Below are 19,633 nucleotides of genomic sequence, written 5' to 3'. Positions count from 1 at the left end.
GTCCACAGAACCCGGGCCGTCCACAGGCCGGCCCGCCGCCCCGGCGCAGCGCGGGACGCTGTGGCCCATGACGACTCTGCTGCTCGGCCTGCTCCTGACCCTGTCCACGGCCCTGGCACCGGCGGCCCTGTCGCGGGCGGTCCCGTCCGGGCCCGCGCCCGTGGTCCGGCCGCTCCCGGCCCCGCTGTCGGTGGTCCGCTGGTGGGACCCGCCGCCGACGCCGTACGCGGCCGGTCACCGCGGGGTGGACCTCGCCGCTCCCGTGGGGGCGGAGCTCCGGGCGGTCGCCGCGGGCCGGGTGCACCACGCGGGGCAGGTCGCGGGCCGCGGGGTGCTCTCGCTGGCCCTGCCGAACGGGCTGCGCACGACGTACGAGCCGGTCCGGCCGCTCGTGGCCGAGGGCGAGCGGGTCGAGGCGGGGCAGGTGGTGGCGGTGCTCACGGAGGGGTCGCACTGCCCCGGGCCGTGCCTGCACTGGGGACTGCTGGCGGGCGAGGCCTACCTGAACCCCCTGGCCCTGCTGCCGCGTCCCACCCCGAGGCTGCTGCCCGCCGCAGCGGATCCCGCCCCGGCCGACGACCGGACCGCAGACCCTGACGCACGACGCCCCGGCCCCGGGCCCGGCTGACCCTGGCGGGGCGGGGGGCGGGGTGAGGGCGGAGGTGGGGGTGGGGCGGGGGGAAGGAAGCCCTCAGCCGCGGACGCCCCGCAGTGCCATCGCGACGGCAGTCTCCGTCACCACGTCTGGGTGCTCGGCGGCTCCCAGCTCGATCCGCCGGACCGCCGCGTCCACGACGCCCTGGAGGAGCATGGCGGACAGCCGGGGCTCGGGCTGGCCGAGGGCGCCGAGCGCTTCGACGATCATCGCCACGAGCCCGCCGTGGGCGGCCCGGATCTTCTCGCGGGCGCCGGCGTCGAGCTCGCTCGCGGAGATGGCGACCACGGCGCGGTGCCGCCGGTCCCCCACCAGCCCCAGCTGGCTGCGGACGTAGGCCTCGATCTTCGCCTCGGGGGACGGGGCCTGTTCCATGGCCGCTTCGATCTCGGCGGCCCAGACGGGGAAGTCCACGGCGCAGAGCTCTTCGACCACGGCGGCGCGGGAACGGAAGTATTCGTACACGGAGGACCGGGCGAGGCCGGTCCGCTCCGCCAGGGCGGGGAAGGTCAGCGCTTCCGTCCCGCCTTCGGACAACAGGGAGCGCGCGGCGTCCAAGAGGGCGCCGCGCTGCATCGACCGGTGCTCGGCCACGGAGGCCGCTCGAATCCTGGGCACCCTTCCACTCTACGGAGGGGCCGCAAGCTCACCGGCCCACATCTGCCAACTTTGCGCGCAGTTGCAGCACGGACTTCGTGTGGATCTGGCTGACGCGGCTCTCCGTGACGCCCAGGACGTTGCCGATCTCGGCGAGGGTGAGGCCCTCGTAGTAGTAGAGGGTGACCACGGTCTTCTCCCGCTCGGGCAGGGTGTTGATGGCCCGGGCCAGCAGCCTGCGCAGTTCGCGGTCCTCCGCGACCTCCACCGGGTCGTCGGCTGCGGTGTCCTCCAGGGTGTCCATCAGGGACAGCCGGTCGCCGCCCTCGCCGCCGACGTGGAGGAGCTCCTCCAGCGCGACCACGTTCGCCAGGGAGAGCTGGCTGAACACGGCGTGGAGGTCCTCCACGCCGATGCCCATCTCCCCGGCGACCTCGCTCTCCGTGGGGGTGCGGCGCAGCTGCGCCTCCAGGGTGGCGTAGGCCCGCTCCACGGCACGGGCCTTCTGGCGGACCGAGCGCGGGATCCAGTCCAGGGCCCGGAGCTCGTCGATCATGGCACCGCGGATCCGGGTGATCGCGTACGTCTCGAACTTGATCGAGCGGTCGATGTCGAACTTCTCGATGGCGTCGATCAGGCCGAAGACCCCGGAGGAGACGAAGTCGGCCTGCTCCACGTTGGGCGGCAGGCCGACGCTGACGCGGCCGGCCACGTACTTGACCAGGGGTGAGTAGTGCAGGATCAGCTGTTCCCGCAGCCGTTCGTCACCCGAGTCCTTGTACGAGCGCCAGAGCACCTCCAGGGACGAGGGCGCGGTGGACCGCTCGCTGCCGCGGGCAGCGGGGGGCACCGCGGCGCGGTCGGACCCTGAGGTGTGTGGGGGCATGCTTCGCCTTTGCCGGAGCCGGATTCCTTGGGAGCGTAGCGTGACGAAAGTGTCGCGGTGCGCGAAGAGTACGGGATGGCGCGGGGCCCGAGGGGCGCCCCGACTCGCACGGGCGACCCGGGACCGGCGCCTGGCGCACGGTCCCGGCGACTGCCACCGGGAGGACCGCGTCTCTCATCGGCTTCACTCTTTCACCGGAACTCCCCAGGTCAACGACCGCCTCGCCGGGCGGTTGCGCTTTCCGTCGCTCCTTCCGCCTTTCGTCGGCCCAACCGCCAGCCGTCGCCCTGCCGTTCGACGAACCCCAGAGAGTGAAGTTCGTACAGTCTGCCGATGACTTCATCGGTGCCGGTGCCGCGGGCACGTGCCAGTTCGGCCGCCGTGACCGTGCCCGTCGCCGGAAGTGCTTCGAGCACGTCGGCGGTGTCCCGCTCCAGGAGGTCGCGGGGGAGCGCCGGCCCGCGGCGTTCGGGGGCCAGGTCTCCGATGGCTCCGACCAGTTCGACCACCTCCGCCGCGTCGGTGACGAGCTCGGCCCCGCCCCGCAGGAGTTCGTGCACCCCGGCGGAGAGCCCGCTGGTGGCGGGCCCGGGGACGCCCATCGTGAACCGTCCGAGCCGTTGGGCGCGCCGGGCGGTGACCAGGGAGCCGCTGCGGTGGGCGGCCTCCACGACGAGCGTCCCCCGGGTGAGGGCGGCGATGACCCGGTTGCGCAGGACGAAGCGGCTGCGGGTGGGATGGCTGCCGGGTGGCAGCTCCCCCAGGACCAGGCCCTGCCCGGCGATCCGCCCCAGCAGCCCGGCGTGCCCGCGGGGGTAGGCCACGTCCACCCCGCAGGCGAGCACGGCGGCGGTGGCTCCGCCGGAGGCGAGGGCCCCGCGGTGGGCGGCCCCGTCGATGCCGAAGGCCGCGCCGGAGACCACCACCCAGCCGCGTTCGGCGAGACCGGCGGCCAGGGTCTGGGCCATGTGCGCGCCGTACGGGGTGCAGGCCCTGGCGCCGACCACGGCGACCGAACCGAGCGCCCAGGTCCGCAGGTTGGGCCGGCCGCGCAGCCAGAGCCCGACGGGGCGTTCGTCGCCGAGGTCGTCGAGCTGGGTGGGCCACTCCGCCGAGCCGGGGCACACGAAGCGGATGCCGGACGCGGCCGCCCGTTCGAGGTCGCGGAGCGGGTCGGCCGCGGCCGCCCGCGCGCGGTACGCGGCGAGCCGCTCCGGGCCCACTCCGGGCGGGTGTTGCCACGGCGCGCCCGGGTCGGTCAGCAGCCGCATCAGCTCCGTCGGGCCGTGCTCGCGCAGCCACCGCCCGCCGTGGGCGTCGCCCGGCTCCAGCACCCGGGTCAGCGCGGCGCGGGCCAGCCGTTCCCGTTCCTCCTCCCCCGCGCCGCTCATGGGCCCGTTCCCGGTACGGACAGTGCCCCGCGGGCGATCCCGGTCCTCAACTCCAGTGCCACGCAGACGTCATGGGTCTCCGGCCGGTCCTTCCCCCGCAGGTCGGCCACGGTCCAGGCGACGCGCAGCACCCGGTCCAGTCCGCGTGCGGTCAGCAGTCCCCGCTCCAGCTCCCGTTCGGCCTGGGCCAGCGCCCCGGGGGCCGTCCGCCAACGGCTCCTCAGTTCGGGTCCGGGCACTTGGGAGTTGAGCCGCCAGGGGGTGCCGGCGAGCCGGGCGTCGGCACGTTCCCTGGCGTCCCGGACCCGGTCGGCGACGGCGGCCGTGGGCTCGCCGCGGCCGCCCTGCCCGAGCAGGTCGCCGCGGGTGACGGGCTCGACCTCCACGCGCAGGTCGACCCGGTCGAGCAGGGGTCCGGACAGCCTCGCCTGGTAGCGGCGGATCACCGAGGGCGGGCATTCGCAGCCTGCTCCGGCCAGCGTGTGGCGGCCGCAGGGGCATGGGTTCGCCGCGAGGACCATGAGGAACCGGGCGGGCAGCCGGACCACCCCGGCGGCGCGGGCGATGACGACGTGTCCCGATTCGAGGGGCTGGCGCAGCGCGTCCAGGGCCCGGCCGTGGAACTCCGCGGCCTCGTCGAGGAAGAGGACGCCCCGGTGTGCGAGGGAGACCGCCCCGGGGCGGGGGATCCCGGTGCCGCCGCCCACCAGGGACTGCATGGTCGCCGAGTGGTGCGGCGCGCAGTAGGGCGGCCTGGAGACCAGCGGCTCTCCGGGCGGGAGGATCCCCGCGACGGAGTGGACGGCGGTGACCTCCACGGAGTCCTGGCGGGTGAGGGGCGGCAGGATCCACGGCAGTCGCTCGGCCATCATCGTCTTGCCCGCGCCCGGGGGCCCGCTGAGGAAGAGGTGGTGGCCTCCGGCGGCGGCCACCTCCAGGGCGCGGCGTGCCGTGTGCTGCCCGGTGACGTCCGCGAGGTCGGGGAAGTCCGTGCAGTCCGTGCCGGCCCGGCCGGGGGCGAGGCCCGTGCCCAGGGCGGCGCCGGGGACCATCAGTCCGGCGGCCATGGGGTCGGGGCGGCCCGGAGGCCCGTCCGGTTCCTCCTCGGGGACCGGCCCGTCGGTGAGGACCGCGATCAGCTGGCGCAGGCTGCGCACGCCGAGGACGGACACGTGGGGCACGAGCGCGGCCTCGGCGGCGCACTGCTGCGGGACGACGACGTGCCGGTGGCCGGCCTCGGCCGCGGCGAGGACGGCCGGGAGGATGCCCCGGACGGGCCGGACCCGGCCGTCCAGGCCCAGCTCGCCGATGAGCACGAGGTCGGCGATGGCCGCCGGGTCGATCACCTCGGCCGCCCCGAGGACGGCCGCGGCGACGGCCAGGTCGAAGCCGGCGCCGGACTTCGGTACGGAGGCGGGGCTGAGCCCGACCGTGAGCTTCTTCTGCGGCCAGGCGGCGCCGGAGTTGACCACGGCGGCGCGCACCCGGTCCCGGCTCTCGACCAGGGTCTTGTCGGGGAGACCGACCAGGGTGAAGGCGGCGACGCCGGGCTCCAGGTCCGCCTGCACCTCGACGACCACGCCGTCGACGCCGACGAGGGCGACCGAGCAGGCCCGCGCGAACCCCATCAGGCCACCCCCCTGACGTGTTCCACCTGCGGGGCGCCGCGGCGCGGCAGCAGGACCCCGACGAGGTCGATGCGCACGCCGCCCGGTGGCGGCCCGCCGTGGTCGGCCAGCCAGCGCGCGGCGAGGCGCCGCAGCCGCTCGGTCTTGGCCGGCCGGACCGCGGCCATGGGGTGCTCGAAGTCACCCGCCCGCCGGGTCTTGACCTCGCACACGACGAGTGCGTCCCCGTCGCGCGCGACGATGTCGATCTCTCCGCCGCGGCACCGCCAGTTCCGCGCGATCACGCTCATCCCGGCCTCGGTCAGCCGTCGTGCCGCGAGATCCTCGCCGTACCGCCCCAATGCCTGTCGTGCCACGCCCTTCGCGTTCATCCGGCACCACCTCCGGCACCGACGTTCCCGCGTCCCCGCCCACTCTGTGGATCTTGGTGGACAGTCCGGCCGTTGTGGAAAACCCGCTCACCCTCCCGGGTGAGCGGATCAGCTGCCGGGCAGTTCGAGGTCGCTCTTGTTGAGCTCCTCGATGTTCACGTCCTTGAAGGTCAGCACCCGGACCTGCTTCACGAAGCGCGCCGGCCGGTACATGTCCCACACCCAGGCGTCCGCCATCGAGACCTCGAAGAACACCTCGCCCTGGACCGAGTGCACCTGCATCTCGTAGTCGTTGGTCAGGTAGAAACGGCGTTCGGTCTCGATCACGTACTTGAACAGCCCGACGACGTCGCGGTACTCCCGATAGAGCTTCAGCTCCATCTCGGTCTCGTACTTTTCGAGGTCCTCGGCACTCATGGCATGTTCCCCTTCAGCCGTGCGTCCCCCTATTGTGCGCCAGGGCCGTGCGCCCCTAAACGATTTCCGGGGCCAGGACCACCGGCGCGCCCGGAGGACCGTCGACGAGCAGCGTGCGGAGCAGCTCGGCGAGTCTGGTCGGGTACACCGTCTCATGGGCCGAGAGAAGTTCCTCGGAGGTCCACCACCTGGCTCCGGTGACGCTGCGCCGTTCCAGCTCGGTCAGACCGCCCATCGCGGTGGCGGTCTGGGTGGTGCGGGCCAGGAAGTACCACTCGTCCTGCTCCCAGCGGCGCCCGTCGAAGGGGAAGGAGCAGTAGCGGTGCCAGAGCACCGGCCCGAGCTCCACCTCGGTGATTCCGGTCTCCTCCGCGAGCTCGCGCAGGGCGGCCTGCTCGCGGCTCTCCGCGCCCTCCAGTCCGCCGCCCGGGGTGAACCACCAGTCGTCGGAGGGGTCGGCCGGCTCGAAGCCGTGGAGCAGCAGGATGCGGTCGGCCGGATCCAGCAGGATCACCCGCGAGACCTGCCGGGGGCCGCCCGTGGGCGGCGGGTCAGCGGACACCGCTGCGCTCCCGGCGGCCGCGTCCCAGGACCCGTACGAGCGGCCCGTACGCGGCTCCCAGCACGACGAGGGCGGCTCCGACGGCCACGGCCGCCACCTGGAGCAGCAGCGGCCCCGCCTGGGAGACCCCTCCGGGCAGTCCGGCGTAGGTGCGGGGGCGTTCCAGCATCGCCATGGACGGCCAGGCGAGGGCGTCGACGCGGGCGCTGACCGCCGACCGGGGCACGGTGCCCTGTCCGGCCTCCTGGAGGTGGGCGCGGGAGTCCAGTGACGCGGCCCGCCGGTCGCCCAGCAGGAAGAGGTTGCCCTCGGGGACCACGACCTCGAAGGGGGTGCCGGGGGCCGGGGCCTGTCCGGGCGGCATCGCCAGGCCCGTGTCGGGCCGGGTGGAGTCGGCGTAGGGCTCGTCCAGCGGGGTGCCGTTCACCGTCAGCCCGCCGCCCGCGTCGCAGCACTTCACGGTGTCGCCGCCGATCCCGACGACCCGTTTGACCATGGGCGAGTCGCTCCACATGGAATCAGTGAAGACGACCACGTCGCCGCGGCGCACCTCGCCGCCGTCGATGCGCTGGGCGAGCACCCGGTCGCCGGGGCGGACCGTCGGCATCATCGAGTCCGTCGGGACGGTGTAGGGGCGGTAGATCACCGCGCCCCACACGAACCCGCCGAGGAAGAGCGCAAAGCCGATGGCCACGGCCAGCCCCGACAGGATGTTGCCGAGACCGCCGCGGCCATCCTCGCCACTGCGTATCGCTTCTGTTCCGCCCATTGCAGCGCCCCCACACCTCGGGATCGTCGACCTGGGCGGCACCCTACCCGTCGGTACGGCCGCCGGTCAGCCTCCGCCTGCGCCACATGACCAGCGGCACCGCTCCGGCGAGCCCCAGGGCGGCCGGGCCGAGCCCGACGGGGGCGAGGCCGGAGGCCCCGAGGCCCAGGGCGGTGGCCGCGGCCTGGTTGCCGATGCCGGGCTGGTCGAAGGTGTCCGGGATCGGCAGGGTGGACCAGCGGGTGACCGGCCACGCGATCACGACGGCCCGCCCGACGACCTTGTCGACCGGCACGAACCCACCGGTGGAGTCCTGCATGTGGTAGCGGGAGTCCTGGGAGTTCTGCCGGTGGTCGCCCATCACCCAGATCTTGCCCTCGGGCACCTTGAGCGGGCCGAACGGGGCGTCGTCGCACGGGGTGTTGCCGGGGTAGATGTACGGCTCGTCCAGCGCCTTGCCGTTGACGACGACCGGTCCGCCCTTCTTGCACTCGACCGTGTCCCCGCCGATGGCGATGGTCCGCTTGATCAGGTCCTTCTCGGCGGCGTCCGGCATCAGGCCGATCTTGCTGAGGATCTGCTGCGCGAGGTTCGGCTCCGGCGTGGGCTCGCCGGACAGCCAGTTCGCCGGGTCGTGGAAGACGACGACCTCGCCGCGCTCCGGCTCGGAGCCGAACCACGGGGTGAGCTTGTCCACCAGCACCCGGTCCCCGCGCTGCAGGGTGTCCTGCATCGAGTCGGAGGGGATCGAGAACGCCTGGACCAGGAAGGTCTTGATCAGCAGGGCCAGCAGCAGGGCGATGCCGATGAGGAGCGGGAGCTCCTTCCAGAACGAGCGGTGCGATTGCGCCTCGACGCCGTCCTCGTCGACCTTGCTCTCGACGGCGTCGTCCGGCCGCTCCTCGCCCTCGTCACGTCCGGATCGGGCGCCGACCGCCACATCCCCCACATCCACTCCTCTTCTCGCGCTTGCCGCCCGCGTCGAGATCGGACACGGGCCCTCCCCTCCCTTAACGAGCGGGAGTTCCCTAAGGCTCGGGAGACCGAGGACACACTATGCGAACGGGGCGGTCCCACGGCGCCGTCGGCGCCCGCGTCCCTCACGGCGTGCCTGATCGGGCACCATGCGGAAGGTGGCGGGCTGCTCGAACCGGGTCCAGTGCCCGAAGGGCCAGGCGATCACCACGGCCTCCCCGACGACCCCGTCCTCGGCGATGGTGCCCTGGAAGGCCTCGTCGAGGTGGAAGCGGGAATCGGCCGAATTCGCGCGGTGGTCGCCCATGACGAAGAGCCGGCCGGCGGGGACCTGCACCTCGAACGGAATGTCGGAGGGGGTGTTGCCGGGATTGACGTACGGCTCGTCGAGCGGCGAGCCGTTGACGGTGACCCGGCCGCGGCCGTCGCAGCACTTGACGGTGTCGCCCCCGACACCGATGACGCGCTTGATCAGGTCCTGCTCGTCCGAGGAGGGCAGCAGGCCGATGAAGGTCAGGGTCTGCTTGATCTGCTTGACCACGACCGGGTCGCGGGGAGGCCGGGCCGCCTCGCCCCGCAGCCAGCCGCCGGGGTCCTTGAAGACGACGATGTCGCCGCGCTCGATCCGGGAGCCGAACCACGGCGTGAACTTGTCGACGAGCACGCGGTCGCCGATCCGGATCGTCTGCTCCATCGAGCCGGACGGGATGAAGAAGGCCTGCACCAGGAAGGTCTTCAGGAGCAGGGCTATGCACAGCGCCGCCACCACCAGGAGCGGCAGCTCTCCGACCCGGCGCGTGCGGCGCCGCCGCCGGATCTTGCGGGCCGTGCGCCGGCGCTGGGCCCGGCCGCCCTCGAATACGGGCTCCGGCTCCGGCTCGGGCTGTCGCGCCGAGCGGCCCCGCGGCCGCCCGCGGCTACCCATGGCCACCGGCCGCGCCGAGCCGCGACAGCGGCCATCCGATCCAGTCGGCCCGTCCGATCACCTTCTCCACCGGCACCATCCCCCCGCCCGGCTCGCCCAGGTGGTCCCGGGAGTCCCGGGACTGGGAACGATGATCCCCCATCACCCACAGGGTCCCCACGGGCACGACGATCCGGAACGGCACCGACGAGGGCGCGTCACCGGGGTAAAGGTACGGCTCGGCCTGCGGGACCCCATTGACCGCGACCCGGCCGGCGGCGTCGCAGCACACCACGTCGTCACCGCCGACGCCCACGACCCGCTTCACGAAGTCGGTGTCGGAGGGCTCGGCCAGCCCGAGCGCCGAGACGGCCCCGTGCACCAGGTCGCCCACCGGGTTCCCGTCGGAGCTCTCCCGCACGAACGATCCCGTGCCGTCGAAGACGACCAGGTCCCCGCGGCGCGGCTGCTCGCCGAACCGGTACGCCAGCTTGTTGACCAGTACCCGGTCGCCGACGGCGAACGTCGGCTCCATGGAACGGCTCGGGATCAGGAAGGGCTGGACGACGAAGTTGCTGAACAGCAGCAGGAAGACCGTGCAGATCACGCCCAGCAGCCCGGCCCGGCGCCAGGTCAGCACCGGTCGGCGGCCCTCCGCGGCGGGGCGTAGCTCCGCCTCCCGGCCGGTCCGGGACAACGCAGAACGCGGCCGCTCCTCCCCCGTTCCGGAGGAAGAGTGACCGCGCTGCGTGTGAGGTGCTTCGGTGTCCATCGGGTGCGAGCCTATCCGGCCGCCCGCGGACACCGTGGGCGACCTTACTTGTCGCGCTTCTCCTTGATCTTCGCGGCCTTGCCGCGGAGCTCACGGAGGTAGTACAGCTTCGCACGGCGCACGTCACCGCGGGTGACGAGCTCGATCTTCTCGAAGATCGGGGAGTTGACCGGGAAGGTGCGCTCCACGCCGACGCTGAAGGAGACCTTGCGAACGGTGAAGGTCTCGGAGACACCGGCGCCCTGGCGGCGGATGACGACACCCTTGAACTGCTGGATACGGGAGCGGTTGCCCTCGATCACGCGGACGTGCACGTTGACGGTGTCACCCGGGCGAAAGGCCGGGACGTCCGAGCGCAGCGAGGCGGCGTTGACGCCATCGAGCAGGTGAGACATGTTCTTCGTCTGCTTTCTTCGCATGACGCCACAGGTCGCCAGTGCGGGTTTCCGTAGAGATTTCGGTTGCCGCGTCACCCGGCGGACGACGGTCCCCCTGTGGCAGGGGCGTCCGGCGGGCACACAACAGCCGCCTATTCTTCCACGGCCTCCGGCCTGCGCCAAAATCGCCCGTCGGGGGACGGCTGCCAGCCCAGGATGGAGAGGATCTCGCGGTCCTTCTTGTCGAACGCGGAGGCCTCGCAGCGCTCGATCAGGTCGGGCCGGTTGCGCGCCGTGCGGCGGAACGCCTCGTCCCGGCGCCAGCGGGCGATCTTCCCGTGGTGGCCGCTGAGCAGCACGTCGGGGATGTCCCGGCCGCGCCACACGGGCGGCTTGGTGTAGACGGGGCCCTCCAGCAGGTTGGCCATCTCGCCGGGGGCGAAGGAGTCGTCGCGGTGCGACTCGGCGTTGCCGAGCACCCCGGGCAGCAGCCGGGCCACGGCCTCGGTGACGACGAGCACGGCCGCCTCGCCGCCCGCCAGGACGTAGTCGCCGATGGAGACCTCGTACACCGGCATGCGGGTGGCGTACTCGTCCATCACGCGGCGGTCGATGCCCTCGTAGCGGGCCGGCGTGAAGATCAGCCAGGGGCGCTCGGAGAGCTCGACGGCCAGTTCCTGGGTGAAGGGGCGGCCGCTGGGCGTGGGGACCACCAGGACGGGGCCGTGCGCGCCCGCCTCGTAGCCGTCGGCCAGCGCCTCGTCCAGGGCCTCGCCCCAGGGCCCGGTCTTCATGACCATGCCGGGGCCGCCGCCGTACGGGGTGTCGTCCACCGTGTTGTGCCGGTCGTGGGTCCAGTCCCGCAGGTCGTGGACGTGGACGTCGAGCTGTCCGCGGGCGCGGGCCTTGCCGACGAGGGAGACGTTCAGCGGTTCCAGGTACTCGGGGAAGATCGTGACGACGTCGAGCCGCATCAGGCGTCGCCCTCGGAACGGTCCCCGGCCGCGGCCTCGGCCTCGGCGTCACGGGCGGAGGCGACCTCGGCGCGGTCGTCGATCAGCCCGGGCGGCGGGGTGATGACGCAGCGCTGCTCCTCCAGGTCGATCTCGGCGACGATCTCCTCCACGAAGGGGATCATCACCTCGGTGCCGTCGGGGCGCTCGACGATGAACAGGTCCTGCGAGGGCAGGTGGGAGATCTCGGTGATCCGGCCGATCTCGGTGCCGTCCTCGAGCACCACGTCCAGGTCCATCAGCTGGTGGTCGTAGTACTCGTCCTCCTCCTCGGGGAGCTCCGCCGGGTCCACGTCGGCGATGAGGAGGATGTTGCGGAGCGACTCCGCGGCCGTACGGTCCTTGACACCCGCGAAGCGCAGCATCAGCCGGCCGCTGTGCACCCGGCCCGTCTCGATGGTCAGCGGGCCCGCCGAAGCCGGTTCGGTGCGCAGCACGGCACCGGGGCTGAGCCGCAGTTCCGGCTCGTCCGTGCGCACCTCGACGGTGACCTCACCCTTGATGCCGTGGGCGCGGCCGATCCGCGCGACTACCAGCTCCACTGTCTGTGCCTCTCCTGTTCAGACGACGACGGGCCGGGGCGGGCACGTGTGCCCTCCCCGGCCCGTGCCGGTGGTTCAACTGCTCAGCGGACCTGGTCCACGTCGACGAGGTCGACGCGGATGCCACGGCCGCCGATGGCGCCCACGACGGTGCGCAGGGCGCGCGCGGTGCGGCCGTTGCGGCCGATCACCTTGCCGAGGTCGTCGGGGTGGACCCGGACCTCCAGCACCTGCCCTCGGCGCAGGTTGCGCGAGGCGACCTGCACTTCGTCGGGGTTGTCCACAATGCCCTTCACGAGGTGCTCAAGAGCCTCCTCGAGCATGCTCAGGCCTCGGTCGACTCGGCGGCGGCCTCAGCCTCGTCCGCCTTCTTGTCGGCCTTCTTCTTCTGCGTGATGGCCTCGCCCTTGCCCTCGCCGATGCCCTCGAGGGCCTTGGCGAACTCGTCGAAGGAGCGACGCTTGTCTTCCTTCGTCGCCGGCTGGAGCAGCGGCGCGGGGGCCGGGAGACCCTTGTGGGCCTGCCAGTCACCGGTGAGCTTCAGGATGGCGAGGACGGCCTCGGTCGGCTGGGCGCCGACGGAGAGCCAGTACTGGGCGCGCTCACCGTTGACCTCGATGCGCGACGGGTTGTAGGTCGGCTGGTAGATGCCGATCTCCTCGATCGCGCGGCCGTCCCGGCGGGTGCGGGCGTCGGCGACGACGATGCGGTAGTGGGGAGAGCGGATCTTACCGAGGCGCTTGAGCTTGATCTTGACTGCCACTGGAGTGGTGTCTCCTGAACTTGACGTGGTTGGGCACATGAGATGCCACGTGGGGTTGCGGTACTCGGGTGCCCGATGGACGCGTCAGCCGGAGGAGAGAGGGGTCCTATGCGACTGTCGAGTACAGCTAGCCATTGTGCCATACGCCCACGCCGGGCTCGGCCGACGGGGAGGATCTCTCCGGCCGGACGAGCCCGCACGTCACGCCCGGCTCCGCGCGCCGGCCGCTCGGGGTGTCAGGAGGCCGCGGCGATGGCCACGTCGGGGATGCGGAAGGGCTTCATGCAGCCGCCGCACACGATCGGCGCCTGGGCCAGCACGGAGGGGACCACCCGGACGTTGCGCCCGCAGTCGCAGACCGCCTTGACACGCACGCCCCCGCCGGAGGAGCCGTGCCGCGCGGCGGGCCCGCGGAAGCTGCGCTTGGTGTCGGCGGCGGTGGCCACGGTGTGCGCCTTGAGCGCCCGCTGGAGGCGCTCGATGGTGGGCCGGTAGCGCCGCTTCGCCTCGGGGTTGAGCGTGACCAGGGAGAAGCCGCTGCTGGCGTGCGGCTCGTCGGAGTGGTCGAGGCCCATCTCCTCGGCGATCGCCAGGAACCGGCGGTTGTGGTAGCGGCCGGCGCGCGAGGTGTCACGGACACCGCGGGCGGCGGCGATGCCGTGGACTGCCTCGTGCAGCAGTCGCTCGAAGGAGAGCTCGGCGCCGCAGGCGGACGAGGACTCTCCGATCAGGGACTCGGGCGCGGCAAGGTCAGGCAGCTCGGGGTGGTACCGCTGAATGTCGGCCCACGCCTGCGCCAGCTCTGCGGCGAGAACAGGTGGTGTCGTGCTCACGTCGTGACAACGAGCCGAGGTGCCCGGGTGTTCCGATTCCGGGCCATTCCAAATTTTTTGCACGTACCAGTCAGTTCAGCCTGATGCGTCCCGACGAGGACGGGTGCGCAGAACCCCGGAGGAGTCGGTACGTAACGTCGACCAGAACGCGGCCGGCACCGGCCGGACGAGGACCGGACGGCGGTCGCAGACCGGCCGGAAAAGACCGGCCCCGGCGCACGGCACCTGCCGTGCGCCGGGGCCCGGAAGCCTTCCGCCGGACCGCGGTCAGTACGAACGCGCCACGATCGCGAGGGTGCCGGGGGCGTCGTCGGCGTCCGGGACGGATCCGTCCTCGGCCACCAGGCAGCGCACGGAGACGGCCTGCTCGGCGAGCTTCGCCTCGCCCTCCGGACCGAGGTCCGCCCACGGGATCCGCGCCCAGCCGCCGGCGATGGCGGCCTCGGCGGCCTCCTCGATGGTCGCGACGTCGGACGTACGGGCCTCGCGGCGCTCGCGGGACTCGCGCAGCAGCTGCGCCTGGTCCTCGTCCAGCACCTTGGGCAGCAGGTCGGCGAGGGCGTCGATCTGCACCGGGGTCTTCCCGCCCGGGATCCGGCGGGCCAGCATCGCGGTGCCGGCCTCCAGGTCGCGGGGGCCGATCTCGATGCGGACCGGTACGCCCTTGAGCTCCCAGTCCACGGCGCGGCGGCCGAAGGGGGTGTCGACGCGGTCGTCCACGTGCACGCGGATGCCGGCGGCCTTGAGCCGGGCACCCAGCTCGCGGACCTTCGCGACGGCCTCGTCGCCCTTGATCGCCATGACGACGACCTGGACGTGCGCCAGCCGCGGCGGGACGCGCAGGCCGTTGTCGTCGCCGTGGGACATGATCAGACCGCCGACCATGCGGGTGGAGACGCCCCAGGAGGTCTGCCAGACGAGCTCCTGCTTGCCCTCCTTCGACAGGTACTGGGTGTTGAAGGCCTTGGCGAAGTTGGTGCCGAGCTCGTGGCTGGTGCCCATCTGCAGGGCCTTGCCGTCGCCCATCATGCCCTCGAGGGTGAGGGTGTTGATGGCGCCGGCGAAGCGCTCCTTGGCGGTCTTGCGGCCGAGCACGACGTCGATGCCGAGCACGTTCTTCATGAAGTCGCCGTAGACGTCGCGGTGGATGCGCGCGGCGTACTCGCGGGCGTCCTCGTAGGTGGCGTGGGCCGTGTGGCCCTCCTGCCAGAGGAACTCGCTCGTACGGAGGAACACCCGGGGGCGCATCTCCCACCGGACCACGTTCGCCCACTGGTTGATCAGCAGGGGCAGGTCGCGGTAGCTCTGGACCCACTTGGAGAAGTAGTCGTTGATGATCGTCTCGGACGTGGGCCGGACGACGACGGGCTCCTCCAGCTCCTTGCCGCCGCCGTGCGTGACGACCGCGAGCTCGGGGGCGAAGCCCTCGACGTGCTCGGCTTCCTTCGTCAGGTACGACTGCGGGATGAAGAGGGGGAAGTACGCGTTCTGGGCGCCCTGGTCCTTGATGCGGGCGTCCATCTCCTGCTGCATCCGCTCCCACAGGCCGTAGCCGTACGGTCGGATGACCATGGTGCCGCGGACCGGACCGTTGTCGGCCAGCTCGGCCTTGTTGATCAGATCCTGGTACCAGCGGGGGAAATCCTCCGCCTGCGGGGTGAGAACGGGTGCCTTTGCCATGCCGCGAATCGTACGGCGCCCGGCGCGGGATGCGTGAATCGGGTGCCGCGCTCCTCTGGACGCGGGCGCGATTGGGGAGTTCTCTGTCAACGGGGGCAGGGGGGCGACACGGAATCAGGAGCGCTCTTTCGATGACACCGACGCCGACCGCGACACTCGTCGCCCGGGACTGGGCGGAGATCCAGGAACGGATGCTGGTACCGCTGTACGAGGCGGTCTACGAACGGCTGGAGGTCGGGCCGGGCGACCGGCTCCTCGACCTCGGCTGCGGGGCCGGGCTGGCCCTGCTGCTGGCGGCCGCGCGGGGAGCCGCGGCCACCGGGGTGGAGCCGGATCCGGCCCGGCGGGCCCTGGCCCGCGAGCGGCTGCTCGACGTCCTGGCGGCCCCGCCGTCGGGAGGCCGCCCGTACGACGCCCTGCTCGCCTTCGCGCCGTCCGCGGGGACGCTGGCGGCGGCGCTGTCCTCGGTCCGGCGGGGCGGGGCCGTGGTGCTGGCGGGCTGGGGTCCCGCCGAGCGCTGCACGGTGCCCTCGGTACTGGGGGGCGGGCCCGTGCCGCAGGACCTGGACGCGCTCGTGGAGGGCGCCGGGCTCAGGCCGGACGGATCGGGGCGGGTGTTCTGCCCGTTCGGCTACGCGGACGTGGACAGCGCGGTGCGCGGGCTGCTGTCGACGGGGCTCTACGACGGTGCGGCCGATCCGGCGCTGGCGGAGAAGGAGCTGGCGGAGGCGCTTCACCCGTTCGAGCGACCCGACGGCGCCGTGTGGCTGCCGAACATCCTCCGGTACGTGATCGCCCGGGCGGGGTGAGGGCCCCGGGGCCGGGCTCCGCTCAGCCGGTGCCGTGCTCCTTCGTCAGCCGGGTGATGCCGGCGGCGGCGTAGGCGGCCGGTTCGTCGAGGGTCTCGTTGGCGAGCAGGGCCTGCGCCAGGGCATCCAGCCGGGTGCGGTTCTCGCGCAGCAGCCGGCAGGCCTCCACGTAGCACTCGTCGACGATCCGGCGCATCTCGTGGTCCACCGCGTCGAGGGTGGCGGGGGCAGCGGACAGTCCGTAGGGGCTCTGCCCGTCGGAGGGGACCGCGGTCAGGCGGCCGATGCGCTCGCTCATGCCCCAGCGGCCGACCATGCCGCGGACGATGTTCGTGACCTGCTCCAGGTCGTTCTCCGCGCCGGTGGTGATGACGTTGTAGACGAGGTGCTCGGCCGCCATGCCGCCGAGGGCGCCGATGATCCGGCCGCGCAGGTACTCCTCCGTGTACGCGTACCGGTCGGAGTCCGGGGTGGAGAGGGTGACGCCGAGCGCGCGGCCGCGGGGCACGATGGTGATCTTGCGGACGGGGTCGGCGCCCGGTTGCAGCATGCCCAGCAGGGCGTGGCCGCTCTCGTGGTAGGCCGTTCGGCGGCGCTCCTCCTCGGGCATGACCAGGGGGCGTTCCGCGCCGAGCTGGACCTTCTCCAGCGCGTCCGACAGGTCGGACTGGGTGACCTCGTCCTGGCGGCGCTTGACGGCGAGCAGCGCGGCCTCGTTGGCGAGGTTGGCGAGTTCGGCGCCGGTCATGCCGGGGGTGGTGCGGGCCACCTGGGCCAGGTCGACGCCGTCGGCGAGCGGGATGTCGCGGGTGTGGATGCGCAGGATGGCCTCGCGGCCGGCGCGGTCGGGCGGCGGGACGACCACCATGCGGTCGAAGCGGCCGGGCCGGGTCAGCGCGGGGTCGAGCACGTCCGCCCGGTTGGTGGCGGCGAGGACCACCACGCCCTCGGAGCCGGAGAAGCCGTCCATCTCGGTGAGGATCTGGTTGAGGGTCTGCTCGCGCTCGTCGTGGCCGCCCATGCCGGCGGCGCCGCCCCGGGCGCGGCCGATGGTGTCGATCTCGTCGATGAAGATGATCGCGGGGGCGACCTTGCGGGCCTCGGCGAAGAGCTCGCGGACCCGGGAGGCGCCGACGCCGACGATCATCTCGATGAACTCGGAGGCGGAGGCGGAGAAGAAGGGCACGCCGGCCTCGCCAGCGACGGCCCGCGCGAGGAGGGTCTTGCCGGTGCCGGGCGGTCCGGACAGCAGGACGCCGCCGGGCATCCGCGCTCCCATCCGGCGGTACTCCTGGGGGTTCTCCAGGAAGTCGACGACGTCGTTGAGCTCGCCCTCCACCTCGTCGATGCCGGCGACGTCCTCGAAGGTGGTGCGCTTGGCGCCGGCGTCCAGCTCGACGGGCCGGGGCGGGGCCTTGCGGCCCAGACCGCCCATCGCGCCTCCCATGGCGCCGCCCATCCGGCGGGCGACGAACACCCACAGCAGGACGAGCAGGAGCATGGGGGCGAGGGAGAGCAGCAGGTTGGCGAGGAAGCTGCGCTGGACGACCACGGGCGAGGCCGTGACGTTGACGTTCTGCCGGGTGAGTTCGGCCCACAGGTCGTCCTCGGCGAAGGACGGGCGCTGCGTGACGAACTTGGTGTAGTCGCCCTTGCCGCCGTCGGGGGCGGGCCGGGCGGCCTTTAGTTCGCCCTGGATGGCGTCGCCCTTGGCATAGATCTTCGAGACGTTGCCGGCGGTGACCTGCTTGCTGAACTCGGTGTAGGAGATCGTCGGCTCGTCGCCCTCGTTGAAGAAGGACAGCACCAGGTTGGTGACGACGAAGACGATCGCGGCCGCGAGGATCAGCCCCCGCCAGCCGCCGGGCATCCGCTTGCGGGGCTGTGGGGCGGGCGGGGCGCCCTCCGAGCGCCAGGGCGTGTCGGAGCGGTCTCGGGGAGGTACCGGGGTGGGGCTGGGCACGGGGCGCCTCCTTCGGGCGTCCGGAGGTCCGGACGTCCTTCCTCCCGGCCGACCATAAGCGACAAATCGACTTGCCGCCCCGGGGAAGCCGAGAGGGCCCCGGCCGTGGGTGCACGGTCGGGGCCCTCTGGTCGCGCGAGCGCGCGGGTTACTTCATGAACTTCTTGAACTCGTCCGGGAGGTCGAAGTCCTGGCCGTCCTGGCCGCCGGCCGGGAGGCCGAAGGGGTTGGAGGCGGCCGCCGGGTCGACGGTCTGCGGGCCCTGCTCGCGGCGGGCCGCGGCGGCGGCCTCCTCCTGCTTGCGCTTCATCGGGTTGCCGCTCTTGCGCTTGCCCTTGGCCTGCTTGACCTGCTTCTTCTGGCGGCCGGGGCCGCCGCCCATCCCGGGGATGCCCGGCATGCCGGGCATGCCGCCGCCCTGGGCCATGCGGGACATCATCTTGCGGGCGTCGAAGAACCGCTCGACGAGGGACTTGACGGCGCTGACCTCCGTGCCGGAGCCCTTGGCGATACGGGCGCGGCGCGAGCCGTTGATGATCGTCGGGTCCTGGCGCTCGGCCGGGGTCATCGACTTGATGATCGCCGCGGTGCGGTCGACGTCGCGCTCGTCGATGTTGTTGATCTGGTCCTTGATCTGGCCCATGCCGGGCAGCATGCCGAGCAGCTTGGAGATGGAGCCCATCTTGCGGACCTGCTCCATCTGGGCCAGGAAGTCGTCGAGCGTGAACTCCTTGGGGCCCTTGGCGAGCTTGGCCGCCATCTTCTCGGCCTCGGCCTGCGAGAAGGTCTTCTCGGCCTGCTCGATGAGGGTGAGCATGTCACCCATGTCGAGGATCCGGCCCGCCATGCGGTCCGGGTGGAAGGCGTCGAAGTCGTCGAGCTTCTCGCCGTTCGAGGCGAACATGATCTGCTTGCCCGTGACGTGCGCGATGGAGAGCGCGGCACCGCCGCGGGCGTCACCGTCGAGCTTGGAGAGCACCACGCCGTCGAAACCGACGCCGTCACGGAAGGCCTCGGCGGTGTTGACCGCGTCCTGGCCGATCATGGCGTCGACGACGAAGAGGATCTCGTCGGGGCTGACGGCGTCGCGGATGTCCGCGGCCTGCTGCATCAGCTCGGCGTCGATGCCGAGGCGGCCGGCGGTGTCGACGATCACGATGTCGAACTGCTTGGTCCGCGCGTACTCGACGGAGTCCTTCGCGACCTGGACCGGGTCGCCGACGCCGTTGCCCGGCTGGGGGCCGTAGAAGGCCACGCCCGCGCGGTCGGCGACGACGGAGAGCTGGTTGACGGCGTTCGGGCGCTGGAGGTCGCAGGCGACCAGGAGCGGGGTGTGGCCCTGCCCCTTCAGCCAGAGGCCGAGCTTTCCGGCGAGGGTGGTCTTACCGGCACCCTGGAGACCGGCGAGCATGATCACGGTGGGCGCGGTCTTGGCGAAGCGCAGCCGCCGGGTCTCGCCGCCCAGGATGGTGATGAGCTCGTCGTTGACGATCTTGAGGACCTGCTGGCCCGGGTTCAGGGCCTTGCTGACCTCTTCGCCGCGCGCGCGTTCCTTGACGTTCGCGATGAAGGAGCGGACGACCGGGAGGGCGACGTCGGCCTCGAGGAGGGCGATACGGATTTCCCGGGCCGCTGCGTCGATGTCAGCCTCGGACAGCCGGCCTTTGCCGCGCAGGCCCTTGAAGGTATTCGCCAAGCGGTCGGAGAGCGTATCGAACACGGTGGT

The 19,633-nt window shown here is 72.5% G+C and carries 22 protein-coding genes; 2 read left to right on the top strand and 20 right to left on the bottom strand.

Annotated elements, in window-relative coordinates:
- Window positions 1–67: 67 nt before the first annotated feature.
- Complete coding sequence (locus ACPU2J_RS24500) at window positions 68–628, top strand: M23 family metallopeptidase (RefSeq protein WP_423833981.1); 561 nt, start codon at window positions 68–70, stop codon at window positions 626–628.
- A 63-nt stretch (window positions 629–691) separates the two neighbouring features.
- Here ACPU2J_RS24500 and ACPU2J_RS24495 read toward each other — a convergent pair whose 3' ends face one another.
- The 18 genes from ACPU2J_RS24495 to proS all read right to left on the bottom strand — a co-directional run bounded on the left by ACPU2J_RS24495 (window position 692) and on the right by proS (window position 15,135).
- Entirely contained in the window at window positions 692–1,249 is a 558-nt protein-coding gene (locus ACPU2J_RS24495; protein WP_365079839.1) for a TetR/AcrR family transcriptional regulator, read from the bottom strand.
- Between the two features lie 52 nt (window positions 1,250–1,301).
- The gene (gene whiG, locus ACPU2J_RS24490; protein WP_403628615.1) at window positions 1,302–2,138 is read right to left on the bottom strand and encodes an RNA polymerase sigma factor WhiG; all 837 of its coding nucleotides are present in this window, start codon (window positions 2,136–2,138) and stop codon (window positions 1,302–1,304) included.
- Window positions 2,139–2,347: 209 nt separating this feature from the next.
- Window positions 2,348–3,529: a DNA-processing protein DprA gene (gene dprA, locus ACPU2J_RS24485; RefSeq protein WP_420079471.1), complete on the bottom strand. Its 1,182-nt coding sequence runs from the start codon at window positions 3,527–3,529 to the stop codon at window positions 2,348–2,350.
- Window positions 3,526–5,157, bottom strand: a complete 1,632-nt coding sequence (locus tag ACPU2J_RS24480) for a YifB family Mg chelatase-like AAA ATPase (protein ID WP_420079472.1) — start codon at window positions 5,155–5,157, stop codon at window positions 3,526–3,528. Before ACPU2J_RS24480 ends, dprA begins: the two co-directional genes overlap by 4 nt.
- Window positions 5,157–5,528 carry a YraN family protein gene (locus tag ACPU2J_RS24475; RefSeq protein WP_365079733.1) on the bottom strand — a complete coding sequence of 124 codons (372 nt, stop codon included), beginning with the start codon at window positions 5,526–5,528 and terminating at the stop codon, window positions 5,157–5,159. Before ACPU2J_RS24475 ends, ACPU2J_RS24480 begins: the two co-directional genes overlap by 1 nt.
- Before the next feature lie 108 nt (window positions 5,529–5,636).
- Window positions 5,637–5,945: a DUF2469 domain-containing protein gene (locus tag ACPU2J_RS24470; RefSeq protein WP_005311352.1), complete on the bottom strand. Its 309-nt coding sequence runs from the start codon at window positions 5,943–5,945 to the stop codon at window positions 5,637–5,639.
- Between the two features lie 55 nt (window positions 5,946–6,000).
- Complete coding sequence (locus ACPU2J_RS24465; protein WP_361604116.1) at window positions 6,001–6,507, bottom strand: NUDIX hydrolase; 507 nt, start codon at window positions 6,505–6,507, stop codon at window positions 6,001–6,003.
- Window positions 6,497–7,276 carry a signal peptidase I gene (gene lepB / locus ACPU2J_RS24460; RefSeq protein WP_420079473.1) on the bottom strand — a complete coding sequence of 260 codons (780 nt, stop codon included), beginning with the start codon at window positions 7,274–7,276 and terminating at the stop codon, window positions 6,497–6,499. The genes ACPU2J_RS24465 and lepB (ACPU2J_RS24460) overlap by 11 nt, the downstream gene beginning before the upstream one ends.
- A 43-nt stretch (window positions 7,277–7,319) precedes the next feature.
- Window positions 7,320–8,231 (bottom strand): signal peptidase I, encoded by a 912-nt coding sequence (lepB, locus tag ACPU2J_RS24455; protein ID WP_420079474.1) that lies wholly within the window; start codon window positions 8,229–8,231, stop codon window positions 7,320–7,322.
- A 99-nt stretch (window positions 8,232–8,330) separates the two neighbouring features.
- Window positions 8,331–9,176, bottom strand: coding sequence for a signal peptidase I (gene lepB / locus ACPU2J_RS24450; RefSeq protein ID WP_389068761.1), 846 nt, complete (start codon window positions 9,174–9,176; stop codon window positions 8,331–8,333).
- Window positions 9,169–9,927, bottom strand: coding sequence for a signal peptidase I (lepB, locus tag ACPU2J_RS24445; protein WP_420079476.1), 759 nt, complete (start codon window positions 9,925–9,927; stop codon window positions 9,169–9,171). The genes lepB (ACPU2J_RS24450) and lepB (ACPU2J_RS24445) overlap by 8 nt, the downstream gene beginning before the upstream one ends.
- A 44-nt stretch (window positions 9,928–9,971) precedes the next feature.
- Complete coding sequence (gene rplS / locus ACPU2J_RS24440; RefSeq protein WP_399823412.1) at window positions 9,972–10,322, bottom strand: 50S ribosomal protein L19; 351 nt, start codon at window positions 10,320–10,322, stop codon at window positions 9,972–9,974.
- 134 nt (window positions 10,323–10,456) lie between these two features.
- Window positions 10,457–11,278: a tRNA (guanosine(37)-N1)-methyltransferase TrmD gene (gene trmD, locus ACPU2J_RS24435; RefSeq protein WP_361604128.1), complete on the bottom strand. Its 822-nt coding sequence runs from the start codon at window positions 11,276–11,278 to the stop codon at window positions 10,457–10,459.
- A complete protein-coding gene (gene rimM, locus ACPU2J_RS24430; RefSeq protein WP_361604131.1) occupies window positions 11,278–11,859 on the bottom strand; it encodes a ribosome maturation factor RimM in 582 nt (193 codons plus the stop codon). Before rimM ends, trmD begins: the two co-directional genes overlap by 1 nt.
- An 83-nt stretch (window positions 11,860–11,942) precedes the next feature.
- Window positions 11,943–12,182 carry an RNA-binding protein gene (locus ACPU2J_RS24425; protein ID WP_030011889.1) on the bottom strand — a complete coding sequence of 80 codons (240 nt, stop codon included), beginning with the start codon at window positions 12,180–12,182 and terminating at the stop codon, window positions 11,943–11,945.
- Between the two features lie 2 nt (window positions 12,183–12,184).
- Complete coding sequence (gene rpsP / locus ACPU2J_RS24420) at window positions 12,185–12,622, bottom strand: 30S ribosomal protein S16 (protein ID WP_030031059.1); 438 nt, start codon at window positions 12,620–12,622, stop codon at window positions 12,185–12,187.
- A 236-nt stretch (window positions 12,623–12,858) separates the two neighbouring features.
- On the bottom strand, window positions 12,859–13,455 hold the full coding sequence (locus tag ACPU2J_RS24415) for a hypothetical protein (RefSeq protein ID WP_361604136.1): 597 nt from the start codon (window positions 13,453–13,455) through the stop codon (window positions 12,859–12,861).
- 267 nt (window positions 13,456–13,722) lie between these two features.
- Entirely contained in the window at window positions 13,723–15,135 is a 1,413-nt protein-coding gene (gene proS, locus ACPU2J_RS24410; protein WP_365496771.1) for a proline--tRNA ligase, read from the bottom strand.
- A gap of 131 nt (window positions 15,136–15,266) precedes the next feature.
- Between proS and ACPU2J_RS24405 the strand changes: the two genes are divergently transcribed.
- The gene (locus ACPU2J_RS24405) at window positions 15,267–15,944 is read left to right on the top strand and encodes a methyltransferase type 11 (RefSeq protein WP_420079478.1); all 678 of its coding nucleotides are present in this window, start codon (window positions 15,267–15,269) and stop codon (window positions 15,942–15,944) included.
- 22 nt (window positions 15,945–15,966) lie between these two features.
- On the opposite strand, the gene ftsH is transcribed toward ACPU2J_RS24405, so the two are convergent.
- Both ftsH and ffh read right to left on the bottom strand, forming a co-directional pair.
- Window positions 15,967–17,907, bottom strand: coding sequence for an ATP-dependent zinc metalloprotease FtsH (ftsH, locus tag ACPU2J_RS24400; RefSeq protein WP_420079479.1), 1,941 nt, complete (start codon window positions 17,905–17,907; stop codon window positions 15,967–15,969).
- A gap of 148 nt (window positions 17,908–18,055) precedes the next feature.
- Complete coding sequence (gene ffh / locus ACPU2J_RS24395) at window positions 18,056–19,627, bottom strand: signal recognition particle protein (RefSeq protein ID WP_183068623.1); 1,572 nt, start codon at window positions 19,625–19,627, stop codon at window positions 18,056–18,058.
- Window positions 19,628–19,633 lie beyond the last annotated feature (6 nt).

The sequence above is a fragment of the Streptomyces manipurensis genome (genome assembly GCF_049570255.1).
GTDB classification, from domain to species: Bacteria; Actinomycetota; Actinomycetes; order Streptomycetales; family Streptomycetaceae; genus Streptomyces; species Streptomyces manipurensis.
This window is presented reverse-complemented; position numbering and strand designations above follow the sequence as displayed.